This window comes from Pusillimonas sp. DMV24BSW_D, from assembly GCF_011388195.1.
Lineage (GTDB): Bacteria > Pseudomonadota > Gammaproteobacteria > Burkholderiales > Burkholderiaceae_B > Neopusillimonas > Neopusillimonas aestuarii.
The window spans coordinates 1,687,337-1,709,309 of the sequence record NZ_CP049990.1 but is presented as its reverse complement, the minus strand read 5'-3'; the positions used below and the strand labels follow the sequence as shown (position 1 = coordinate 1,709,309).

Annotated in this window: 22 protein-coding genes and 1 pseudogene; 19 read left to right on the top strand and 4 right to left on the bottom strand. The window is 53.4% G+C overall.

Annotated features, from left to right (window positions below; translation table 11 throughout):
* Nucleotides 1–47 precede the first annotated feature (47 nt).
* The 4 genes from radC (at nt 48) to G9Q38_RS08300 (ending at nt 4,462) form a co-directional block, all read left to right on the top strand.
* Complete coding sequence (radC, locus tag G9Q38_RS08315) at nt 48–749, top strand: RadC family protein (RefSeq protein WP_119440880.1); 702 nt, start codon at nt 48–50, stop codon at nt 747–749.
* A 160-nt stretch (nt 750–909) separates the two neighbouring features.
* The gene (locus G9Q38_RS08310) at nt 910–1,176 is read left to right on the top strand and encodes a type B 50S ribosomal protein L31 (RefSeq protein ID WP_114419726.1); all 267 of its coding nucleotides are present in this window, start codon (nt 910–912) and stop codon (nt 1,174–1,176) included.
* Nucleotides 1,177–1,301: 125 nt separating this feature from the next.
* Complete coding sequence (locus G9Q38_RS08305; protein ID WP_166129792.1) at nt 1,302–3,059, top strand: ArnT family glycosyltransferase; 1,758 nt, start codon at nt 1,302–1,304, stop codon at nt 3,057–3,059.
* Nucleotides 3,056–4,462, top strand: coding sequence for an MATE family efflux transporter (locus G9Q38_RS08300; protein ID WP_166129789.1), 1,407 nt, complete (start codon nt 3,056–3,058; stop codon nt 4,460–4,462). The genes G9Q38_RS08305 and G9Q38_RS08300 overlap by 4 nt, the downstream gene beginning before the upstream one ends.
* A gap of 3 nt (nt 4,463–4,465) precedes the next feature.
* Here G9Q38_RS08300 and G9Q38_RS08295 read toward each other — a convergent pair whose 3' ends face one another.
* Nucleotides 4,466–5,782, bottom strand: a complete 1,317-nt coding sequence (locus G9Q38_RS08295) for a class I SAM-dependent methyltransferase (protein WP_166129787.1) — start codon at nt 5,780–5,782, stop codon at nt 4,466–4,468.
* A gap of 189 nt (nt 5,783–5,971) precedes the next feature.
* Here G9Q38_RS08295 and G9Q38_RS08290 point away from each other — a divergent pair, with 189 nt between their 5' ends.
* The 15 genes and pseudogenes from G9Q38_RS08290 to G9Q38_RS15380 form a co-directional block, all read left to right on the top strand.
* Entirely contained in the window at nt 5,972–7,159 is a 1,188-nt protein-coding gene (locus G9Q38_RS08290) for a multidrug effflux MFS transporter (protein ID WP_228276082.1), read from the top strand.
* A 171-nt stretch (nt 7,160–7,330) separates the two neighbouring features.
* Entirely contained in the window at nt 7,331–7,567 is a 237-nt protein-coding gene (rpmB, locus tag G9Q38_RS08285; protein WP_114419731.1) for a 50S ribosomal protein L28, read from the top strand.
* Between the two features lie 28 nt (nt 7,568–7,595).
* Complete coding sequence (gene rpmG / locus G9Q38_RS08280; RefSeq protein ID WP_003810296.1) at nt 7,596–7,763, top strand: 50S ribosomal protein L33; 168 nt, start codon at nt 7,596–7,598, stop codon at nt 7,761–7,763.
* A 151-nt stretch (nt 7,764–7,914) separates the two neighbouring features.
* A complete protein-coding gene (leuS, locus tag G9Q38_RS08275; RefSeq protein ID WP_166129784.1) occupies nt 7,915–10,575 on the top strand; it encodes a leucine--tRNA ligase in 2,661 nt (886 codons plus the stop codon).
* A complete protein-coding gene (locus G9Q38_RS08270; protein WP_228276081.1) occupies nt 10,568–11,260 on the top strand; it encodes an LPS-assembly lipoprotein LptE in 693 nt (230 codons plus the stop codon). Before leuS ends, G9Q38_RS08270 begins: the two co-directional genes overlap by 8 nt.
* Nucleotides 11,261–11,278: 18 nt before the next feature.
* On the top strand, nt 11,279–12,358 hold the full coding sequence (holA, locus tag G9Q38_RS08265; RefSeq protein WP_119440886.1) for a DNA polymerase III subunit delta: 1,080 nt from the start codon (nt 11,279–11,281) through the stop codon (nt 12,356–12,358).
* Nucleotides 12,355–13,620 (top strand): glutamate-5-semialdehyde dehydrogenase, encoded by a 1,266-nt coding sequence (locus tag G9Q38_RS08260; RefSeq protein ID WP_119516211.1) that lies wholly within the window; start codon nt 12,355–12,357, stop codon nt 13,618–13,620. The genes holA and G9Q38_RS08260 overlap by 4 nt, the downstream gene beginning before the upstream one ends.
* Nucleotides 13,621–13,628: 8 nt before the next feature.
* A complete protein-coding gene (locus G9Q38_RS08255; protein WP_119441350.1) occupies nt 13,629–14,045 on the top strand; it encodes a CopD family protein in 417 nt (138 codons plus the stop codon).
* A 14-nt stretch (nt 14,046–14,059) separates the two neighbouring features.
* Nucleotides 14,060–15,424 (top strand): THUMP domain-containing class I SAM-dependent RNA methyltransferase, encoded by a 1,365-nt coding sequence (locus tag G9Q38_RS08250; protein WP_119516210.1) that lies wholly within the window; start codon nt 14,060–14,062, stop codon nt 15,422–15,424.
* Nucleotides 15,425–15,580: 156 nt separating this feature from the next.
* Nucleotides 15,581–15,775, top strand: a complete 195-nt coding sequence (locus G9Q38_RS08245; RefSeq protein ID WP_114419737.1) for a hypothetical protein — start codon at nt 15,581–15,583, stop codon at nt 15,773–15,775.
* 158 nt (nt 15,776–15,933) lie between these two features.
* A complete protein-coding gene (locus tag G9Q38_RS08240) occupies nt 15,934–16,449 on the top strand; it encodes an RDD family protein (protein ID WP_166129781.1) in 516 nt (171 codons plus the stop codon).
* Between the two features lie 121 nt (nt 16,450–16,570).
* A complete protein-coding gene (locus G9Q38_RS08235) occupies nt 16,571–17,944 on the top strand; it encodes an AMP-binding protein (RefSeq protein WP_166129778.1) in 1,374 nt (457 codons plus the stop codon).
* A gap of 22 nt (nt 17,945–17,966) precedes the next feature.
* Nucleotides 17,967–18,488 carry a gamma carbonic anhydrase family protein gene (locus G9Q38_RS08230; RefSeq protein WP_166129775.1) on the top strand — a complete coding sequence of 174 codons (522 nt, stop codon included), beginning with the start codon at nt 17,967–17,969 and terminating at the stop codon, nt 18,486–18,488.
* 37 nt (nt 18,489–18,525) lie between these two features.
* On the top strand, nt 18,526–19,440 hold the full coding sequence (gene hslO, locus G9Q38_RS08225; RefSeq protein ID WP_166129771.1) for an Hsp33 family molecular chaperone HslO: 915 nt from the start codon (nt 18,526–18,528) through the stop codon (nt 19,438–19,440).
* A 58-nt stretch (nt 19,441–19,498) separates the two neighbouring features.
* A pseudogene (locus G9Q38_RS15380) lies at nt 19,499–19,666 on the top strand (TadE/TadG family type IV pilus assembly protein); the annotation flags it as partial.
* Nucleotides 19,667–19,669: 3 nt separating this feature from the next.
* On the opposite strand, the gene G9Q38_RS08220 reads toward G9Q38_RS15380, so the two are convergent.
* The 3 genes from G9Q38_RS08220 to eno form a co-directional block, all read right to left on the bottom strand.
* Nucleotides 19,670–19,948 carry a hypothetical protein gene (locus G9Q38_RS08220; RefSeq protein WP_166126486.1) on the bottom strand — a complete coding sequence of 93 codons (279 nt, stop codon included), beginning with the start codon at nt 19,946–19,948 and terminating at the stop codon, nt 19,670–19,672.
* A 397-nt stretch (nt 19,949–20,345) separates the two neighbouring features.
* Entirely contained in the window at nt 20,346–20,633 is a 288-nt protein-coding gene (gene ftsB, locus G9Q38_RS08215) for a cell division protein FtsB (RefSeq protein WP_119440892.1), read from the bottom strand.
* Between the two features lie 44 nt (nt 20,634–20,677).
* A complete protein-coding gene (eno, locus tag G9Q38_RS08210; RefSeq protein ID WP_166129765.1) occupies nt 20,678–21,964 on the bottom strand; it encodes a phosphopyruvate hydratase in 1,287 nt (428 codons plus the stop codon).
* Nucleotides 21,965–21,973: the final 9 nt, after the last annotated feature.

The window sequence follows — 21,973 nt, the reverse complement described above, 5'->3', positions numbered from 1 at the left end:
TGTCACCGTTAAAGGTCTTCATTAATTTGACTATTTTAGAGCCTCCCATGACACATCGCCTAACCCGGCCCCGGCCGGTGCCAAACAGCGCCCCAAGCCGGGAGCGACCACGTGAACGTTTGCTTACCCACGGCGCCCATAGCCTGACCAACGCCGAACTGCTCGCCATTATTTTGCGTACAGGTATTCGCGGCTGTGATGCCGTTACGCTGGGTCAACAACTGATCGAACACTTTCGCGGATTACGCTGCTTATTAAGCGCCGACTCAAAATCCCTGCTTGAAATGACCGGACTGGGTCAGGCCAAAACCTGTGAGCTACTTGCAATCAACGAACTCAACCGACGCGCACTCCAGGAAGAGTTGCAGCATGGGCGGGCACTGGATCAGCCGGAACGCGTAAAACTCTATTGCACGGCTTCCATCGGCCATCGCAAAATAGAACATTGCATGGCACTGTACCTTGACAGCCAATTCCGCCTGATTGAAAGCGAAGAAGTCTCCCGAGGGACGTTAACGCAAGCCTCGGTTTACCCGCGCGAGATAGTTAAATCGGCACTGCATCATCACGCCGCCGCCTTGATCCTCGCACACAACCACCCATCAGGTGTAACCGAAGCAAGTCAAGCCGACCTCGCCCTGACACGACATTTGAAAAACGCACTTGCGTTGGTCGACATCCGCTTGCTTGATCACTTGATTGTGACGCCGACACAAGCAATTTCGCTGGCTGAACAAGGACAGGTATAAACCGTACCCCTTACATGATAGACACATCATAAAAGCGCTCGACCTAAAATAACGGCCATGCTAAAATTAATGGTTACCCTGGATACGTAGTTGGCTGCCCCTGAAAATAGGAGCAAGATCCATCTGGCGACCCGAAATTTTAATTATCAGGAATTTCATCATGAAAGAAGGCATTCATCCCGAATACCGCGAAGTTGTGTTTCTAGACCAACAAACGGGCAACAAATTTATTTCGCGCTCAACTTTGAACTCTCGTGAAACAACCGAGATCGACGGCAAAACCTATCCGCTGTTCAAGTGCGAAGTCACTTCGGAATCCCACCCTTTCTACACTGGCGCACAAACACGTATTGTGGAAACCGGCCGTGTCGAGAAATTCCGCGCCCGCTTTGCCCGCACTACCGGCACCCTGAAAAAAGGCGCCTGATATCAGCGGCAACGCAAAGCTACCCTCTCTGCCGCGCCCAATAGCGCGGCAGTTGGAAAAGGCAGCCAAACGGCTGCCTTTTTAATTTAAGATTCCCCTTTTAAGCATCGTCTTATTGTCAGAACGTGGCGCCTCATCATCCTCGATCCACTCCGGCACGACTCACCGCCCCGGCAACCGCAAAACTGCCGAGGCTCTATTTGCTATTGTTGGGCATTATTTACATTTTTGCCGGCCTGTTCTTTCGCGAACCGTGGAAAACCGACGATATCGTTGGCCTGGCCACAATGCTTACCGCACTGAACGGCCCCGACCAAGCTGCCTGGCTTCCCCAAATAGGCAGTTTTGCGCATGCTCAGGACGGCCCCCTGGCAATGTGGGTTGGCGCTGCGTTTATTAGCGTCTTTACCCCCATTTTTACGCTATTCACCCAAACACTCGACGCGCAGATTATTGCCTCACGCTTACCCAATTTACTTTGGTTCGGCCTAATGGTAGGCGCCGTGTGGTACGCCACCTACCTTTTAGGGCGACGACCCGAACCACAACCTCTGCGTTTACCGTTCGGTGGCGAGCCCACCGAGCGCGACTATGGCCGCATGATAGCCGACGCCTCACTGCTGCTGATTCTGGCAACTGCCGGCATTATGTGGCGCATGCACGAAACCTCGGAAGTGCCGGTCATTATTGCCGTACAAGCCGTAGCCTTTTACTCGATTGTTCGTATGCTCGACCGTCCATTGTCGGGCGCAATCACACTCGGTCTGGCTATCGGAGCCGCGCTTTTAGCGCGCGGCTGGATTGGCGCCCTGCCAATTTACCTTGCCATTGCCACTGCATTTTTACCGACTGCCGCTTTACGAGCCAGATTGAAATGGGTCGGCTTGTCGGTGTTGATCGGCACCCTGCTTTGCCTCGCGTGGTGGATTCCCGCGCAAAGCCTGAACCCATATTGGGCTCAATATTGGTGGTTATGGAATATTGAATCGTTCACATTCCCCAGTTGGCGCGAAGTATTCAGTATTTTCCGCGATCTGCCCTGGTTTCTTTGGCCCACCTGGCCTTTCGCACTGATGGCATTGTGGCAATGGCGATCATGGCTGCGCGCACCCCATGTATGGTTGCCCCTGATGTTTGCGCTCTGGCCCTTCATCACAATGCTGTTCCTGGCCGATTCCTTTGAACCGGAATACAGCTTAATGGCGGTACCTTTCGCCGTGATGGCGGCCTTCGCGCTGCCGACCTTGCGACGCGGCATGGTGAATTCACTCGATTGGTTTGCAGTCATGTGTTTCTCCCTCACCATCGCAACCGTGTGGTTAGGCTGGGTTGCCTTGCAGGCAGGATGGCCCGAGCAAATTTCCGACAACATTGCCCGGCAAACCGAGGGTTATGATGCGTATGTCTCCTGGCCCGCCGTAACCATTGCGTTGGCCGGTACCGTCGCCTGGCTGGTTCTTGTTCGCTGGCGCGTATTGCACCGCCCTGCGGCACTGTGGCGCGGTACGGTGCTGTCCGCCGGAGGTATCGTCACCACCTGGCTGTTACTCGTTACCCTCTGGATGCCGGCACTTGACTACGTCCGTAGCTACCGCGATGTATCAAACTCACTGAGCCAGGCAATCGAAACGCACCAGCGTGATAACGAATGTGTACAAGCCATAGATCTGGGCGTGGGACAACGCGCTGCATTTTATGTTTTTAATGGCCTGGACCCAACCAGCAACCGCAACTGTGCTCTTGCAATTATTCAAACAAGCCCTCAAGCGCTGGACGCCGGGATGCATCCGCTAGGCAACATGAACGTCACATTGCTATGGGAAGGCAAACGCCGGCCCGAACGCCGTGAACTTTTTCAGCTAGTTCGTATTCATGCACAATGAACAACCCCGGCACGCATTCTTTGTTTTTCTATATCAAGGAAACACTTAAACAAGCCTGGCCGGTTCTCATCAGTGCCTGGGCGGGCATTGCATTCGGTGTACTGGACACCACCATGGTCGGACACGCAAGCGCCGCCGACCTTCAGGCGATGGCATTATCCGTCTCCATTTATTTAACAGTTTTCATTGGGTTGATGGGCGTGGTTCATGCACTTATCCCTATCATCGGCCAATATTTCGGTGCCCGCCAGCCTGCCCGGGTAGGGCATGCATGGGGGCAAGGCGTTTGGCTTTCCTTCGGTCTGGCCGGTGTCGGCAGCATCGCGCTGTTTTCCCCCAACCTGTGGCTGATGTTCTCGGGCACGATCGAACCTGAAGTGCGAAACGGCGTAACATGGTACTTGCGCATGTTAATTATTGCGCTTCCCGCGAGCCTGCTTTTTCGTACTATCTATTGCCTGGGCACCGCCGTATCACGACCCAAAATTGTCATGACAATCAACCTGGTCAGTGTCGGTTTCAAAGCATTGTTCAACTGGATTTTCATTTTCGGCAAATTCGGAATGCCTGCGTTGGGTGCCGTCGGCGCAGGTCTGTCTTCAGCCATTGTCGCCTGGATGACTTTAGTCATTGGATTATGGGTCATCACACATGACCCATTCTTCAAGCCCTTTCAATTAAGGCTGGGACGCCCCGACTGGGCGGAACTTAAATCGCTGTTGCGCCTGGGCTTGCCGATGGGTGGCTCATACCTGGTTGAAGTCTGTGCCTTCACATTCATGGCTTTGCTGGTTGCCCGGGAAGGCATGTTCGTAACGGGGGGGCATCAGATTATGGCGAACCTGGCCGCGCTATGTTACATGCTGCCCATGGCGATCGGTATTGCATCAGCGTCACTGACCGCTCAAGCGATCGGAGCACAAGCACCGCATCGGGCCCTGTTAACCGGGCGGGCCGGGTTGGCCGTCGTCGTCATGGGCGCCAGCCTGACTGTTGTACTCATTCTGGTTTTCCGCGACTTGATTGTGTCGGCCTATACAGATGATACCAAGGTGGCCGCTGTCGCTTTAACCCTGTTAACGATACTGCCGCTATTTCTTTTCTGTGATGCCATGCAATGCATCATGACCTACTTGTTGCGAGCGTATAAGGTTGCGGTTGTGCCACTGATCATGCAAGTGGTGGCGCTGACCGTTTTTGGTTTGGTTGGCGGCTGGCTGCTGGGCTTCGGCCCCTGGAAAGGCGCACTTCAACCCCTGCTGGATATTCTTATGCCCGGCGCCCCGGTTGGGGCCGGCAGCCTTTGGTTCATGGCCGCACTGGGGCTGGGCTTATCAGCAATCTTGCTGAAATTCTGGTACGGGCGCATCGTGCGCCAATACCAGAACCAGTTTAGACATTGAATATTACCGATAAATATAATTGCGACGCCACGGGTAGGCCTCATCGGCGGGATAATCAAGTTCATCGTGACGCCCGGTCGCCTTATGCTTTAACAAAACCTGATGCAAGGCAATCCAGCCCTGTTCAAAGCCCAACGCACAACCGGCCAGATAAATGCGATAAGCACGCAAAGACTTATCGCCCTGCTCGCCCGGCTTCAGGGTTTTACGCGCGGCATCCAGATTCGCCTCCAGCGTGTCGCTCCAGTGCCACAAGGTACGCGCATAATGCGGACGCAAATTTTCAACGTCGACATCCTCCAGGCCACTTAACGCAATCTTGGCCAGCTCATTGCTGATGTGGGTGAGCTCACCGCCGGGGAAAATATATTTTTCAATAAAGCGTCCCATGCCAGCGCCCACTTCGGCGTTATATACGCCACCTGCGGTAATGCCATGATTCATAATCAAGCCGCCGGGTGCCAGCAAACGACGAAGTTTTGCAAAATACGCTTCCAGTTGCGCCCGCCCGACGTGTTCGAACATGCCAACGGACGCAATCTTGTCGTATGGCCGGGACTCGTCGAGATCGCGGTAATCGAGCAAATTCATGCGTACGCGCCCGCTCAAACCTTTTTCCTCTATCAAACGATTCACATGAGCATGTTGATTTTTCGATAAGGTGATACCAGTGGCGTCAACACCGTAATTCTCGGCCGCCCAAAGCAACAAACCACCCCACCCGGCGCCGATATCAAGAAAACGCTCACCGCTTTTCAAATCAAGTTTGCGGCAGATGTGGTCGAGTTTGGCCTCTTGCGCCTGCGCCAGTGTCATATCGGGCTCGCGGAAATATGCGCACGAATACACACGACGAGGATCCAGCCAAAGCGCGTAAAATTCGTCGGACAAATCATAATGGAACTGAATTTGTTCAGCGTCGCGGGCTGTCGAGTGGCGACGAATAGACACCAAGTGCCGGAGCAGCGCCGTTAACCAGTTCCCTTTGGCCGCATCAACAGGGTTTTGATCCAGAATCGCCGCCGCAATTTTCATCAGGTTGCGCATACTGCCCTCAACCACGAAGCGGCCCTCTACATAATCCTCACCCAAATTTCCGGCCTGGCCGGTGGCAAAATTCACTAACGTCGCACGATCTTTGACGATTAGTTTCATTTCCGGGTTTGAGGCCCCAACTGTTTCACCACCCGGCAATTGCATTTGCACTGAGACAGGCAACGCCGCCAGTTTTTTTTCTACCATCGACAAAACCGAACTCACACTCCGCTCCCTATGTAAACAAACAAAAACAAGTCTAGATACATATCCTCGACGCGGCATTCTTCACCACGCTTCTTTTTTGTGCCGTCAATTTAGCATTATTCCGTCATATCGAGTACGAAACGTGCCGCACGGCCATTTTCTTCATGTTAACTAAATTTCACTTACATTAGCATTTCAATTTCTATTACACTGACGACTTTTGAATGCACGTCCGCTCGCACGACCTGCCTTCAGTAAAGTTGAATTATGATGAATATTCCTGGATGGCTACTGCTCATGGGCGCCCTGACCGCCCTGGGGCCTCTTGCCATCGACATGTATCTCCCGGCGTTTCCCAACATCGCACAAGGGCTGGGTGCTTCCCAAGGCGAGGTGGAAAGAACACTGGCCAGTTACCTTTTCGGCCTTTCACTGGCGCAATTGGCCTACGGCCCGGTTGCCGATCGATTTGGCCGCAAAAAGCCCCTGATCTTCGGCGTTACCCTCTTCACCCTGGCATCCATTGGTTGCGCCTTCACAAACGATGTCACTCATCTCACTCTCTTACGCATTGTTCAGGCCTTTGGTGGGGCCGCCGGCATGGTCATTCCCCGCGCAGTCATTCGCGACAATCTGGAAACGCGTGATGCCTCAAAAGCACTTTCCTTATTGATTTTGATCATGGGCGTCACCCCCATTCTGGGGCCCATTCTTGGTGCCCAAGTCATGTTTATCGGCGGCTGGCGTGGCATTTTCGTCATTATGGTGGTGTGCGGCGCTTTGCTTGTTTACGCCGCTGCGCGCCATATGCGGGAAACACTCCCCGTAGAAAAGCAGATCCCGCTTAACATTCGCAATATCGGGCGCAATTACTGGGCACTGCTGCAGCATCGACAGTTTATGTTTTACTCACTGGCGGGCGGGTTTGGCTCTGCCGGGTTGTTTACCTACATAGCAGGTTCACCCAGAGTGCTAATCGATGTTTATGGAGTCGACCCCGAATATTTCGGCTTTCTGTTCGGTCTGAACGCAGCGTCACTTATCGCCATGTCGCAACTTAGCGCGCGGCTGCTAAACCGCCACAGTCCAGAAAAATTGCTCAAACTGGCGCAAAACAGTATTGTTATTGTCGCGCTTATAGGGGTTGCGCTTACGTTGGCAGGGGTTTTGAACTTGTGGCTGTTCATGGTGTGCCTCATGGCATTTATGGCCAGCCAGGGTTTCGTTCTCCCGAATTCGGGGGCGCTTGCGCTGAATCACCAGGGCAAGCGACTGGGGTCGGCATCGGCCTTAATGGGTACAATTCAAATGCTTTGCGGAACGATGGCCGGGCTTGCGATTAGTGCATGGCACACCGATACGGCATTACCCATGATGGGGCTCTTGCTGATCAGTGCGGCATTTTCCTGGCTTTCAGGTCGAATGGCGTTTAGTCCGCCCGCTAAAACCGCTTGATATAAATACACTTTTCGTATTAGAATAGCAGGCTTAGTTGAAATAACTTTCGAATTTTTCGGTTTTACTTAATTACTACTTTATTGCTACAAGCCTTGTAGAACGCAGTTGCCACGGCCTGAAAGTGCGGCCCGGTAAAAGAACAAGGTCAGGTAGAAAAGGGGCAAAATTATGGCACGCGTATGCCAAGTTACAGGCAAAGGCCCAATGGTGGGCAACAATGTTTCACACGCTAACAACAAAACCAAGCGTCGTTTTCTTCCCAACCTGCAAACACGTCGTTTCTGGGTTGAAAGTGAAAACCGCTGGGTGCGCCTGCGTGTCAGCACCAACGCCCTGCGCACTATCGACAAAAACGGCATCGACGCCGTTCTGGCCGACCTCCGCGCACGCGGCGAAGCGGTTTAACTTATTGCTAGCGTAAAGGAAACTTATCATGGCTAAAGGTATTCGCGAAAAGATCAAGCTCGAGTCCACCGCCGGCACGGGCCACTTCTATACCACCACCAAGAACAAGCGCAACATGCCCGAGAAAATGCTCATCAAGAAATTTGATCCGGTCGCGCGCAAACATGTGGACTACAAGGAAACCAAGCTTAAATAAGCCCTGAAGCTTGGCCCTGAAAACCCTGCCCCGGCAGGGTTTTTTTATATCCGGCAATGCCGGCCAATGCCTTTTGCACTCTTCTGAAACGCAAGCCCGACATGCACCCTATAATGTGGGGTTTGCACTTATACCAACCCATACAAAGACCATGCAGGAACGATACAACCCCACCGAAGTTGAAGCGGCCGCACAGGCAAAGTGGCAACAGCAAGACGCCTACCGTGTAACGGAACATGCCAAGAACAAGAATGGCGAACCCAAGCCAAAATTCTACGCCTGCTCCATGCTGCCCTACCCCAGCGGCAAACTCCACATGGGCCACGTACGTAACTACACCATCAACGACATGATGGCGCGGCAATTGCGTATGCGCGGTTACAACGTACTGATGCCAATGGGCTGGGACGCTTTCGGCATGCCGGCGGAAAACGCCGCGATGAAATCAGGGGTTCCCCCTGCAAAATGGACATACGACAACATTGCCTACATGAAGAAGCAAATGCAGGCAATGGGGCTGGCTATCGACTGGTCGCGCGAAATGTGTGCCTGCGACCCCAGCTACTACAAATGGAATCAATGGCTATTCCTGAAAATGCTGGAAAAAGGCATTGCGTATCGCAAAACACAAGTCGTGAACTGGGACCCGGTAGATCAAACGGTTTTAGCCAACGAGCAGGTGATCGATGGCCGTGGCTGGCGTTCGGGCGCACCGGTCGAAAAGCGCGAAATTCCCGGCTACTACCTGCGTATTACAGACTATGCCGACGAATTGCTTGACCAGGTGAAGAATGGTTTGCCGGGCTGGCCCGAGCGCGTTCGCTTAATGCAGGAAAACTGGATCGGTAAAAGTGAAGGCGTGCGTTTCGCCTTTACGCACGATATTCGCAACGCAAATAACGAGTTGATTCAAGACGGCCGCATGTACGTGTTCACCACACGTGCCGATACCATCATGGGGGTAACTTTTTGCGCTGTTGCGCCCGAGCACCCTCTGGCCGAGCATGCCGCCGCTACCAACCCGAAGCTTGCTGCATTTATTGAATCCTGCCAACAAGGCGGTACAACGGAAGCTGAAATTGCAACGCGCGAAAAAGAGGGCATGCCAACCGGGCTAACGGTAAAGCATCCGCTTACCGGTGAGCCTGTCGATGTCTGGGTGGGAAATTACGTACTCATGAGCTACGGTGACGGCGCCGTCATGGGCGTACCGGCACACGACGAGCGCGATTTCGCCTTCGCCAAAAAGTACAACCTGCCCATTAAACCGGTCATTGAAGTCGAAGGGAAAGCGTATTCCACCGACAACTGGCAGGAATGGTATGGCGACAAACAACTGGGTATAACGGTTAATTCAGCGCCTTATAACGGACTTGGCCACGCGCAAGCGGTGGATGCCATTGCCAAAGACCTTTCAGCAAAAGGCCTGGGCGAAAAACAAACCACCTGGCGTCTGCGCGATTGGGGCATTTCCCGCCAGCGCTACTGGGGTACGCCCATTCCCATTATCCACTGCGATACTTGCGGCCCAGTTCCCGTACCCGAACAAGACCTGCCTGTTGTTTTGCCCGACGACCTCATCCCCGACGGCACGGGTAATCCGCTGGCCAAGAACGAGGCCTTCCTGTCGTGCTCATGCCCGAAATGCGGTGCGCCCGCGCGACGCGAAACCGACACCATGGACACCTTTGTCGATTCATCATGGTATTTCATGCGCTACACCTCACCCGGTAACGATCAAGCCATGGTCGACGAGCGCAATGATTACTGGATGCCGATGGACCAATACATTGGCGGCATTGAGCACGCGGTGTTGCACTTGCTGTATGCACGTTTCTGGACGCGTGTCATGCGCGACCTGGGGCTGGTGAAATTCAGCGAACCCTTTACCCGGCTGCTCTGCCAGGGCATGGTGCTCAATCACATCTATTCCCGCAAGAATGCGCAAGGCGGCATCGAATACTTCTGGCCCGACGAGGTCGAGAACCAGTACGACGAAAAAGGCGCCATCACCGGCGCACGCCTTAAGACCGATAATTCAGCCATTGAGTACGGCGGAATCGGCACGATGTCGAAATCGAAAAACAACGGTGTCGACCCCCAATCCTTAATTGACACCATGGGTGCAGACACTGCACGTTTATTCGTGATGTTTGCCAGCCCGCCTGAACAAACTCTTGAATGGTCCGATTCGGGTGTCGACGGCGCACACCGGTTTCTTCGCAGGCTGTGGCTTTTTGCCCACGCACAGCACAATTCGGTTAAAGCAGGCTTGCAAGCCGGCCAACCGAACTGGTCAAACGCCGACGAAACCAGCCAAACGCTGCGACGCGAAATTCATGGCCTTTTGAAACAGGCTGATTACGATTACCAACGCATCCAGTACAACACGGTGGTATCGGCCTGCATGAAAATGCTGAACACACTGGAAAGCGCCAAGCTGCCCGACACACCCGCAGCGCAACAGGCTTTGGCAGAAACACTGGGCATATTATTGCGTGTTCTCTATCCGGTTGTACCCCATATTACCTGGCAACTTTGGCAGGAGCTGGGTTACAGTGCGAACTTTGGCGACCTGCTCGATGCCCCTTGGCCGGAAGTGGATGAACAAGCGCTGATTGCCGATGAAATCGAACTGATGGTGCAAATTAACGGCAAGCTTCGGGGCAGCCTGAAGGTTGCAAATGGCGCCCCTAAAGCCGAAATCGAACAACTGGCTTCGCAGCACGATGCCGTCAGTCGCTTTCTCGAAGGCCGCCCTGTAAAACGAATCATTGTTGTACCTGGAAAACTGGTCAATATTGTTGGATAACACCACTATGCATCATGCCGCCCTGCCCGCTTCGTCCGTCTTTACCGCGCGACACTCGTTGCGCTGGCTCGTTGCAGTAGGGCTGTTGGCGCTTTTAACCGCCTGCGGCTTTCGCCTTAAGGGCCAAACGCCTCTGCCGTTTCAAACGATGTACACCAATATTGCCGAGAACTCTGCTTTCGGTGCGCAACTGCGCCGTGTCATTCGCGCCACGTCACCCAACACCCGTTTTGTGGAAGACCCGAAAGAAGCACAAGTGCACTTAACGCAACTTTCGCTTACACGCGATCTCGAAGAGGTTTCAATCAGTGTTGAAGGGCAAGTAGAAGTATATGAGCTCAGTGTCACCATTGTCTTCCAGCTCACCGACGCCGAAGGTCATATTTTGCTGGCACCCACCACGCTCGGCACAACACGTGAGATTCCCTACGACTCCGGCGCACTGCAGGCGAAACAAGGTGAAATTGGCTCGTTGTATGTTGAAATGCAACAAAGTCTCATTGATCGTATGGTGCGCCGTATCACTTCACCCGAGGTCATGAAGGCGTACGAAAATGCAGACACCTTGCCTATTGATGAAAGCCAGGTACAAAATGACAATGCGCCCGTACAGGATGACGACTTAGGCATCGATCGCGATTTGCTGCGTATGCCGAACATGAATCCAACCAGTTCTTTTTATTAACGGTCAAAGATTTTCGCCATGCCCCGCAGGCTTGACCCCGACACTTTTTCCAAAAGTCTGGAGAAAGCAAACGCACTCGACGCACTCTACGTCATTTCCGGCGACGAGCCTTTGCTTGTAACCGAGGCAACCGATGCCTTGCGTCAGGCCGCGCGCAACGCCCTTTATACTGAGCGCAGCAGTTTTGTCATGGACGCCCGCAGCGATTGGGCGGAAGTTGATGGTGCCATGCAGAATCTTTCACTATTTGGTGACCGTCGCCTGATTGAAATTCAGATTCCAACCGGCAAACCGGGAAAGAGTGGTGCCGAAGCTTTAATAAGCTTGGCAAAACGCCAAAACGACGCCGGAGCCGAGGAGGTTTCCTGCGTTGTGTCCTTGCCTCGGCTCGACAAAGCTGGCCGAGCCTCAAAATGGGCCACCGCATTATGGCAATCAGCCACCGTGGTTGAAATACCCCTTGTTCAACGTCACGACTTGCCCCAATGGATTGGTCGACGCCTGGCACGCCAGAATCAATCAACCGACACCGCAACGGAACACTGGATTGCCGATCGTGTGGAAGGTAACTTGCTGGCCGCACATCAGGAAATCATGAAGCTCGGTTTGTTGTATCCGGAAGGCCGGCTTGACCCTTCTGAAGTGGAACGTGCCGTTTTAAACGTCGCACGCTATGACGTTTTCAGCCTGCGCGACTCAATGCTTTCAGGACAGTCGGCGCGGGCGCTTAAAGTATTGTCAGGCCTGAAAGCCGAAGGAGAAGCCTTGCCTTTGGTATTATGGGCTGTTGCCGACGAGATACGGATCCTTTCACGACTTTCGCTTGCCGTACGACAAGGCCACCCCTTAAGTGAGCTTATGCGTACCCATCGGTTGTTCGGGCAACGCGAAACGATCGCCCGGAGGGCTCTTGAAACAGTCAAGCCGGCGGTATGGGCCGCATCGATTCAACACGCGCACGACATCGACCGCCTGATCAAGGGCTTGAACGTAAGCGGCCGCTTGCCGGATCCATGGGAAGAGCTGGCCCGACTCGTGTTACGTATCTCATTGGCCACCTCGAAAAAACCTAATCAATCACCCCGGCAAGCAGCATGAAAGATCAAGATATCGCCAACCTCGTCAATCTTCTGGGCCAACAGGCACGAAAAGCATCGCGCATACTTATGGTCGCCTCCGATCAAGCAAAAGCGCACGCGTTACACAGTATGGCAACCCAGTTGGAAAGCCGAAAAACGTGGCTGCAAGACGAGAATGCAAAAGACCTCGAAACAGCTCGTCGAAATCAATTGTCACCCGCGCTGCTCGATCGCCTTACGCTGTCCGACAAAGCGCTGCAAACAATGATCACGGGTTTGCGTCAAATAGCCGACATGCCGGATCCCGTAGGAAGCCAGACAGCCACGGTCACGCGTCCAAACGGCATGCGTGTGAGCCAAATGCGGGTTCCTTTGGGGGTTATAGGGATCATTTATGAATCGCGCCCTAACGTAACCATTGATGCTGCGGCACTTTGCCTGAAATCAGGCAACGCCACCATCTTGCGCGGCGGCAGTGAAGCATTTCATAGTAACCGTGCGCTGGGTCAAATTATTCAAGCCGGCCTCAAAGAGGCCGGCTTGCCTGAACAAGCTGTACAGGTTGTGGATACAACTGATCGCGCCGCAGTCGGCTGTTTAATCACCTTAACCGACTATATCGACGTTATTATTCCCCGTGGCGGAAAAGGGCTTATTACCCGCTTGGCGGCGGAAGCCAAAGTACCGCTGCTCAAGCACCTGGACGGAAACTGCCACGTATATATCGACCGAGCCGCCGACCCGGATAAAGCCCACGATATTGCTGTAAACGCAAAAACGTATCGTTATGGGGTGTGCGGGGCAATGGAAACACTTTTGGTGCACGAAGATATCGCCCCGGCCGTTTTGCCGCGTATTGCGAACACGCTCACCAGCAAAGGCGTTGAACTGCGAGGTTGCGATAAAACACGAGCGTTGGTGCCACAGGCCTCGGCAGCTACCGAAGAAGACTGGCAAACCGAGTACCTTGCCCCTATCCTGGCCATTCGCGTCGTTAACACGCTAGATGAGGCAATAAACCATATAGCCCACTACAGTTCAGGCCATACGGAAGCCATTGTCACCGAACATATCGGCGCGGCAACCCAATTCCAGCGCTATGTGGATTCCAGCTCTGTTTACGTTAACCTGCCCACTTGCTTTGCTGACGGCTTTGAGTACGGATTGGGGGCGGAAATTGGCATTTCAACCAACCGGATGCATGCGCGCGGCCCAGTGGGGCTGGAAGGCTTAACCACATTGAAATGGGTGTTAACCGGAGACGGCCAGCTACGCGGCTAATACAAATGATGCTTTGGATTAAAACCTTCCATGTTCTATTTGTCATCTCCTGGTTTGCCGGCTTGTTTTATTTGCCACGTATTTATGTCAACCTTGCGCAACACAATTCACCGGATACCCACACCCGATTAATCGGTATGGCTGGTCGGCTGTTTCGCTTCATGACGATTCTGGCGATTCCGGCGGTGGTATTGGGGTTGTGGCTTTACCTGGGTTATGGCCTGGGGCGCGGCCAGGGCTGGATGCATGCGAAACTGGGACTCGTCGTTCTGCTGCTCGCGTATCACGGCGTCTGCTACCGCTATCTGCAGCTTTTCCAGCAAAACCGCAATTCCCACTCGGAAAAATTTTATCGCTGGTTTAATGAAATACCGGTGCTTTTGCTTACCCTGGTTCTCATCATGGTATTCATTCGTCCCTTCTAGCCTCGGGCCGCCCCATGACCGACACGTCAAAAAAGAAAACATTAACGCTACAACGCAAACCCGCTCAGCACCAGGAAGATGCAGGCAAACCCCGCAGGCGCAGTGGTGCGCGGGCACGCCATGTGGCGCAACAGGAAATCACAAAACAGAAGTATGCGACACCTGCGCCGGTGGTGCCGCAAGAAAAAGAGAAAGCCCCCTCACGCAAGCATGAACGTAAGCCCTTCGTGAAACAGGCCCAGGTCTATCAGGTTTTTGTTCCTTGCCCGCACGGTCTTGAATTGCCCTTGTCTATGGAGTTGCAAGCCCTGGGTTTCGAGTCGGCTGAAGCCGACCGCGCAGGCTGTCGGTTAAAAACAGACTGGACGGGCGTCATGCGCATTAACCTCTTTTCCCGGCTGGCCACACGCGTTTTGGTTCAACTTTCCCATGCGCCGGTTCGCCACGAGGAAGATATCTTCGATCTGGCCTACCACACGCCGTGGGAACGCTGGTTTGGCGCTGAACAAACACTTCGGGTGGACACCTCGGCTATTCGAAGCCCGATGAAAAGCCTGCAATTTTGCAACCTGCGCACAAAAGACGCCATTTGCGACCGCCTGCGTGATCAGGAAGGGGAACGACCCAGTATTGACACTGTCCGTCCCGACGCCCGCGTCCACCTTTTCCTCGACGAAACCTCGGCCACCCTCTATTTGGACACATCAGGCGAATCGTTGTTCAAGCGAGGCTGGCGACTGGATAAAGGCGAAGCCCCCATTCGCGAAAACCTGGCTGCCGGCCTACTTGCACTATCGGGCTGGAATCCGGATGCTCCCTTGTTGGACCCATTCTGCGGCAGCGGCACGATTATGATCGAAGCGGCGTGGATTGCCTTGGGTGTGCCGCCCGGCATCTGGCGCCCTTTTGCTTTTGAACGTCTACGCGACCATCCGTTCCGGCACTGGCGAGACATCAAAGACGAAGCCCGTGACGCCATTCGTACGCATCTTGAAACGCCTCTTGTGGGAACAGATGTCGACCCGCAAGCTATTGCCGCAGCGCAGCAAAATCAAGATCGAGCCCGACTGGCGCCCGATACAATTCGATTTGAGGTAGCCGACGCACGCAATGTCATTCCGCCCGCCGGCAACGGTTGGTTGGTCACCAACCCGCCTTACGGCGAGCGCCTTCCCGACGAAGCTTTAACGCTCTGGCAGGAATGGGCGAGCAACCTGAAGCAGCATTACGATGGGTGGCATGTACACATTATTTCAAATGACCTCGCACTGCCACAAAAAATGCGGCTCAAACCTCTTAAGCGCTACCCACTCCATAATGGAGCACTAGATTGCCGGTTATTCGGTTTTGATATTGTGAAAGACCAATACCGAACCTAAAGAAGCGCATACACTGTAGTTTTAAAAACACAAATTGCACCTCGGAACGCCTTTTTTATGCAACGCAACAACTAGGCTTGCACTTTCCTAGGGTTTTCCCTATAATAGGGTTAACCCTGAACGAAACGTTCAATTTTTACGAAAGAGAGGCCAGTTATGAACAAACTACACAGCGATATCCGTCTTACCGATGAACTTGAGCGCCAACTGATGCAAGCCGCCATTGAGGAGCAAAACCGCTTCCGCCCCGGTCGTGCACTGAAGAAGCTGTTCACCAAGCTGGGTGGTAATGTTAACAAGGCAACGACGGTAAATGTTGCTCCTAGCCGCAACGTTGAATCGGCTGCTTAATTAGGCCCCAACGTATTGCAAGAACCCGCTGCGAAACGAAGCAGGTTCCAAAAAGCCGCGCAAGCGGCTTTTTTTATAACTTAACGACACATTCCAGGCAATTTATTGGGTGATAATGACGTTTTCCTGAACGTTTGAACTACTTATTTAGTTGCGCAATGCAAAAAACATCCCGTGAATCACACTACCCCAATAGCATGAACACGCCCAGTCGTTGGCGCCGTTTTTCCAGCATGATGTACGAAGGCGTGTTGCTTTTTGCCGTGGTTTTTCTGGCCAGTTATCTATTCGACACGTTAACCCAGAGCCGAAGCGGGCTTATGTTCCGGCACGAAAGACAAGTCGCGCTTTTTCTCGCTATCGGTATTTACTTTGTATTGTCTTGGAAATACAAAGGCCAAACCTTGCCGATGAAAACCTGGAATATCCGCCTAATCGACAAAAACGGCCTGCCTCCTACCGTCGGACGATTGATACTCCGTTATGTTTTGGCCTGGCCAATTCCCCTTATTGCAATCCTTCTTATTCAAGGGCTAAGCCGCATTACGGGCTACCCCTCCACCGATCTACTGATTGTATTTGCACCTTTTACCCTTTTCATCTGGACGTGGTTCGACCCGGACCGCCAGTTCCTTCACGATCGAATACTTGGAACACGGCTCATATCAGTGTAAACCCTAGCCTTTGAGGCTTTGTAACAATAAATCGTTGCATAGATAGCCTGCTTCGTTCATGCTTGCACCGGTAACACAGCTACCGCGCCAGTAGTGCGCGCCGTTGATTTATCGGACACCTATGAACGACCAGTATCCGGAGCTGTACTCATCATTCCGTTGGCTTGTTCCATCACAGTTTAATATTGCGCAATATTGCCTTTTGCGATGGGCATCCAATACGCTGGAAGGGCGTCGCCCTGCGGTATTTGCCGAAAACGAGTTCGGCGAGACAGCCGTGCGTACTTTTGGCCAACTGGCCGAAACCACGGGCAAACTGGCTAATGGCCTGCTGAAAATGGGTATCGGCCGCGGTGACCGGGTTGCAGTGGCCATGGGCCAATCACCCGAATACATTACCGCCTGCATGGCAATTCTTGCAGTTGGTGCAATTGTTGTACCAATTCCCACTATTCTTAACGCTAAACAGGTCACCGAACGCCTGAGTCACGCCCAGGCCCGGGCGGCCATCATAGATATGCCTCATGCACCCGGCATCCTGCAAGCATATGGTCAATATCCCGGGCTCAGCCAGATTATCAGTTTCGGTTTCCAGCACGAGTTAACACTATCGTGGAGCAGCCTGCTGGCCCGTCAGAACAGCGACTTGCACGTCGCCCCCACGCTCTCCTCCAGTCCGGCCTTTTTGCTCTATCCCATCGGCCCCACACCCACCCTGAAGGGGGTTGTTTTACCGCATAGCGCATTAATTGGCGTCTTACCCGGGTTCGTCGCATCGCAGAATTGGTTTCCGCAGTCCAAAGATATTTTCTGGACGCAACATTATTGGACTCATATCGACGGTCTTTTAGGGGGGTTGCTGCCCTGCCTGTATTTCGGTCGCCCGATTGTCGCGCTTGACGGCCATTTGTCCACCCGGCAAACCATTGAATGCCTGCAAAAATACAAAGTGACAAATGTCAGCCTGCCCTACTCATCGCTGCGGGCCGTGATGGAAGAGCCCCACGCCGATTTCAACGGTCTGTCGGTGCGGGCAATTATGTCAACCGGCGAACACCCCTCTGAACAAGTCCATGAATGGTGTGAAAACACGCTTGGGTTAACGCCAAACCATGTATACGGGCAAACCGAAGCACCCTATATTATCGGCCATAGCCATGTTCGCTGGCCCGCGCGCCCAGGCAGTATGGGCAAAGCTTTTCCAGGCCATTTAGTCACCGTACTCGACGACGCCGGGCGCCCATGTCCGGCCGGCGTCAGCGGGCAAATAGCCGTCAACAGATACGACATCCACGGTTTTCCCGATCCGGCATTATTTCTGGGTTACTGGCAAGATGACACATCAACCCAGCAAACATTTCTGCGCGACTGGTATCTCACGGGCGAATGCGCGCGTATCGATCGCGATGGGTATTTCTGGTATGTTGGGCATCACTCAAACAATGAAAGCCACGTAACTGCAAAGCGCAATGGTTCGGTATCATTAAGCCTTTGACACCTTTTCCATTGTTGTAACCATGCCTATCTACCAATTCAAAAACCTGACACCCCACATTGACCCGGACACATTCATTTTCGACAGCGCCGATATCATCGGCGACGTTCACCTGGCTGCCGGCGTCAGTATTTGGTCGAACGTTGCCATTCGCGGCGACAACGCACGCATTACCATCGGCGAGGGAAGCAATGTTCAGGAAGGCAGCGTACTACACGTTGATGAAGGCGTACCCTTGAATATCGGGCGTCGTGTTACGGTGGGGCATCAAGCCATGCTGCACGGCTGCACAATACAAGATGGGGCGCTTATCGGCATGCAGGCCATCGTATTGAACCATGCTGTTGTGGGAAGAAACTGCCTGATTGGCGCCGGCGCCATTATTCCAGAGGGCCGTGAAATTCCCGATGGCTCACTGGTTGTGGGTGTCGGGAAAATCCTACGCCAACTGAGCGACGAAGAAATCCAGACAATGCATGCCAACACGCAGCACTATATCGATCGCGGCCATGAGTACAAGCGCGATCTGGTCAGGCTGGCGTAAAGCCTGCTCAACGCCCCAATAAGCTAAAATGGTCGGCATGAGCGACCTTCTTAAAAAATACCTGTTTCAAGACAACAGCACCCGCATTCAGGCGGTTCGGTTAACCCAGGCCTGGCAAACCGGCATGGCCCATCAGCATCTGCCCGATTGCGTTCGTAACTTATTGGGCGAGCTCATGTCGGCGGCCGTCTTATTGGCATCGAACATCAAGTTCAATGGGTCGCTGGTACTGCAATTACAGGGCGACGGCCCTGTTTCGCTCATCGTCGTCGAGTGCAACGCCGATCTCACAATTCGGGCGACGGCCACATTGCGTGAAGGGGCCGAGATCCCCGACAATGGATCACTGCAAAGTTTGTTGAACACCCAAGGTGAGGGTCGTTTCAGCGTTATTTTGGATCCAGACAAGAACACAACCGACTTGCAACCTTACCAGGGAATTGTGCCGCTTGAAGGCGAAACCGTTGCACAAGTGCTCGAACACTATATGCAACACTCGGAACAACTTGACACCCGCCTGTGGCTGGCTGCCGACGAAAACAGCAGTAGTGGCTTGCTGTTGCAAAAACTGCCCGATCACGGAGGCAACGCAGACGCCTCTTCAGAGGAATCATGGAACCGCGCGGTTACGCTGGCCGATACCTTACAACCCGAAGAGCTGCGCGAATTGGGTGTCGACACAATAATCAAACGTCTCTTCTGGGAAGAAACGTTACTGACTTTTGAGCCGCAATCCATACGGTGGCACTGCCCCTGCACCCGCGAACGAGTCGGTAATATGCTGCGTATGCTTGGGCGCGATGAAGTGGAAAGTATTCTGACTGAGCGTGAGACGGTCGACGTTTCGTGCAATTTTTGCGGGAAACCCTATCAATTCGATGCGGTTGATTGTGCAAGCTTGTTTACGCACAATCCCGACAGCGCGCATGCGCACCCTCGCTCAATTCATTAAACGCCTACCGTAGAAGTCGCAATCGACAAGCCATCTCAGGCAAAGCCAAAATAAGGGTATGACGAAAATCAACCCGGCTTTGATCCCACCTTCAAGTCGATGCCCCCTGAAAACAACTTACAGTGCCGTATTACACCGCGCATACGCGCGGTATGAAAAGGGCGCGAGCATGGTCGAGTTTTCGCTCATTACGTTACCCATGATCCTTGCCGGAGTTGGCGCGGTCGAACTAACACATTGGATTTACACACGTCAGGCTGTCGGGGCGGCGCTTGTCAGCGCCGCTAAAGCGGGCAGCATTCACCACGCCCATCCCTCTGCCATGGCCCACGCGTTCAAGCAAAGTACGCTCACCTTGCATGAGGCTACGCCAAGCGGGAAAGCTTCTCCCTGGCATATTCAAGTTCGTTCGCCATCCGCCGCCGTTTTCAGCGACTTCCCCGCAAACTTGCCCGGCAACACGCTCAATTACCCGGCTATCCGCAATAGTTATCAACGTGAACAACATTTGAAGGCCATGAAAAACGGTTGGGGAAACGGTATCGGTCCGGAATCAGGCGAAACCATTTTCCAGGCCAATACCCTATCACTGTTGCTAACGTATCAATACACGCCGCTGGTGCCGGGCTTATCCGCTCTGACACCAGGCCCACTTATTATTCGTCGGGAAGCACAGGTAGTGATGCAATCCAACCCTGTACTCTGGCCGGACACCATTCATACACAGGTTAGCCGCGAACCCTGGCAAGGGGCCTCACCGGAAATAAACGCTGAAACCAATCTGAAAACAGCGCCGCATACCCCGCAACACAAACCAATTGAAGGCTTTCCAGAAACCAACCCCAACGCCCCGAACACCAATAATGGGTCCATTGATCCTGAACCCGATTCAGACGTAAGCTGCGTCAACGGGGAGCTGTATCGGAACGCAAAATACGCACAAAGACGTCACCCTCTTTCACCATCCCCAATTCCGACCGCGCACGCTCTTCAACAGCCGTCGTTCCGGCTCGCAAATCGTGTACCTCCGCTGCCAAAGCGTTGTTACGCATCGTAAGGGCTTCGTTTTCGGCTTGCTGCTCGGCCACTCGGGCCTCAAGTTCCGCCACCCGGCTCCAACTGTCTTTACCCCACCACAACGGATATTGAATCGCCAGGGTCAGTATCACCAGCACCAGCAGAAGCAATCGCATGCCCGCTCCCTGTCAGCCCCCGGGCTCGGGGGCATACCTGTTGTTTAACGCAAGTTGTAGAAAGCCTCGCGACCGGGGAACGATGCGACTTCAGCGAGCTCTTCCTCGATACGAAGCAACTGGTTGTACTTGGCCATGCGGTCGGAGCGTGACAATGAACCTGTTTTAATTTGCATGGCGTTAGTTGCCACTGCAATATCGGCAATGGTGGCGTCTTCCGTTTCACCCGAGCGATGCGAAATGACTGCGGTATAACCTGCGCGCTTGGCCATTTCAATCGCGGCGAAGGTTTCGGTCAGTGTGCCGATCTGGTTAATCTTGATCAGAATGGAATTGGCAACGCCTTGCTCGATACCCTGCTTCAAAATGGCAGTGTTGGTTACGAAAAGGTCATCACCCACCAGTTGCACTTTCTTGCCCAGTTGGTCCGTTAAGATTTTCCAGCCATCCCAATCATTTTCGGCCATACCATCTTCAATGGTAATAATGGGATATTTATCGCACCATGTTGCCAACAGGTTCGCAAAATCGGCAGCCTCGAGAGACACACCACCTTCACCGGCCAAATGGTATTTACCATCGCGATAAAACTCGGAGCTGGCGCAATCAAGGCCCAACGCAATTTGAGAACCGGCTTCGTAGCCGGCCGCATCGATTGCCTGCAGAATCAACTGAATTGCCGCCTCATGATTGGCAACATTCGGCGCAAAACCACCCTCGTCGCCCACCGCTGTCGACATACCCTGATCGTGAATCAGTTTTTTAAGCGCGTGAAAAACCTCGGCACCCATGCGCAGCGACTCACGGAAGCTGCTCGCACCCACCGGGAGAATCATGAACTCCTGCATATCGAGAGTATTGTTCGCGTGCGCGCCGCCATTAATAACGTTCATCATCGGCACCGGCATTTGCATAGGGCCGCTGCCGCCGAAATACCGATACAGCGAGAGACCTGAGTCATCGGCGGCGGCACGTGCAACGGCCATACTGGCCGCCAAAATCGCATTAGCACCCAGACGACCTTTTGATTCCGTTCCATCGAGATCAATTAACGTGCGATCGACAAACGTTTGCTCTTGCGCGTCCAAACCCATCAGCGCTTCGGATATTTCGGTATTCAAATGCTCAACGGCTTTCAACACCCCTTTGCCCAGATAACGGGTTGGATCGCCGTCACGCAACTCAATGGCTTCACGCGCCCCCGTTGATGCACCCGAAGGAACCGCAGCCCGACCCATTGCACCGGACTCCAGCAATACATCACACTCAACGGTTGGGTTCCCGCGCGAATCCAGAATCTCGCGCCCGATGATATCTACAATAGCACTCATGATTTGAAA

Coding starts and splice junctions, on each gene's coding strand:
- holA (WP_119440886.1), top strand. CDS start 11,279: ATGCCCCGCAGGCTTGACCCCGACACTTTTTCCAAAAGTCTGGAGAAA.
- rpmB (WP_114419731.1), top strand. CDS start 7,331: ATGGCACGCGTATGCCAAGTTACAGGCAAAGGCCCAATGGTGGGCAAC.
- G9Q38_RS08245 (WP_114419737.1), top strand. CDS start 15,581: ATGAACAAACTACACAGCGATATCCGTCTTACCGATGAACTTGAGCGC.
- eno (WP_166129765.1), bottom strand. CDS start 21,964: ATGAGTGCTATTGTAGATATCATCGGGCGCGAGATTCTGGATTCGCGC.
- G9Q38_RS08255 (WP_119441350.1), top strand. CDS start 13,629: ATGCTTTGGATTAAAACCTTCCATGTTCTATTTGTCATCTCCTGGTTT.
- G9Q38_RS08260 (WP_119516211.1), top strand. CDS start 12,355: ATGAAAGATCAAGATATCGCCAACCTCGTCAATCTTCTGGGCCAACAG.
- G9Q38_RS08310 (WP_114419726.1), top strand. CDS start 910: ATGAAAGAAGGCATTCATCCCGAATACCGCGAAGTTGTGTTTCTAGAC.
- G9Q38_RS08290 (WP_228276082.1), top strand. CDS start 5,972: ATGATGAATATTCCTGGATGGCTACTGCTCATGGGCGCCCTGACCGCC.
- G9Q38_RS08240 (WP_166129781.1), top strand. CDS start 15,934: ATGCAAAAAACATCCCGTGAATCACACTACCCCAATAGCATGAACACG.
- hslO (WP_166129771.1), top strand. CDS start 18,526: ATGAGCGACCTTCTTAAAAAATACCTGTTTCAAGACAACAGCACCCGC.
- G9Q38_RS08250 (WP_119516210.1), top strand. CDS start 14,060: ATGACCGACACGTCAAAAAAGAAAACATTAACGCTACAACGCAAACCC.
- leuS (WP_166129784.1), top strand. CDS start 7,915: ATGCAGGAACGATACAACCCCACCGAAGTTGAAGCGGCCGCACAGGCA.
- G9Q38_RS08230 (WP_166129775.1), top strand. CDS start 17,967: ATGCCTATCTACCAATTCAAAAACCTGACACCCCACATTGACCCGGAC.
- rpmG (WP_003810296.1), top strand. CDS start 7,596: ATGGCTAAAGGTATTCGCGAAAAGATCAAGCTCGAGTCCACCGCCGGC.
- radC (WP_119440880.1), top strand. CDS start 48: ATGACACATCGCCTAACCCGGCCCCGGCCGGTGCCAAACAGCGCCCCA.
- G9Q38_RS08220 (WP_166126486.1), bottom strand. CDS start 19,948: ATGTTGTTCACGTTGATAACTATTGCGGATAGCCGGGTAATTGAGCGT.
- G9Q38_RS08235 (WP_166129778.1), top strand. CDS start 16,571: ATGAACGACCAGTATCCGGAGCTGTACTCATCATTCCGTTGGCTTGTT.
- G9Q38_RS08295 (WP_166129787.1), bottom strand. CDS start 5,782: ATGCCGCGTCGAGGATATGTATCTAGACTTGTTTTTGTTTGTTTACAT.
- ftsB (WP_119440892.1), bottom strand. CDS start 20,633: ATGCGATTGCTTCTGCTGGTGCTGGTGATACTGACCCTGGCGATTCAA.
- G9Q38_RS08300 (WP_166129789.1), top strand. CDS start 3,056: ATGAACAACCCCGGCACGCATTCTTTGTTTTTCTATATCAAGGAAACA.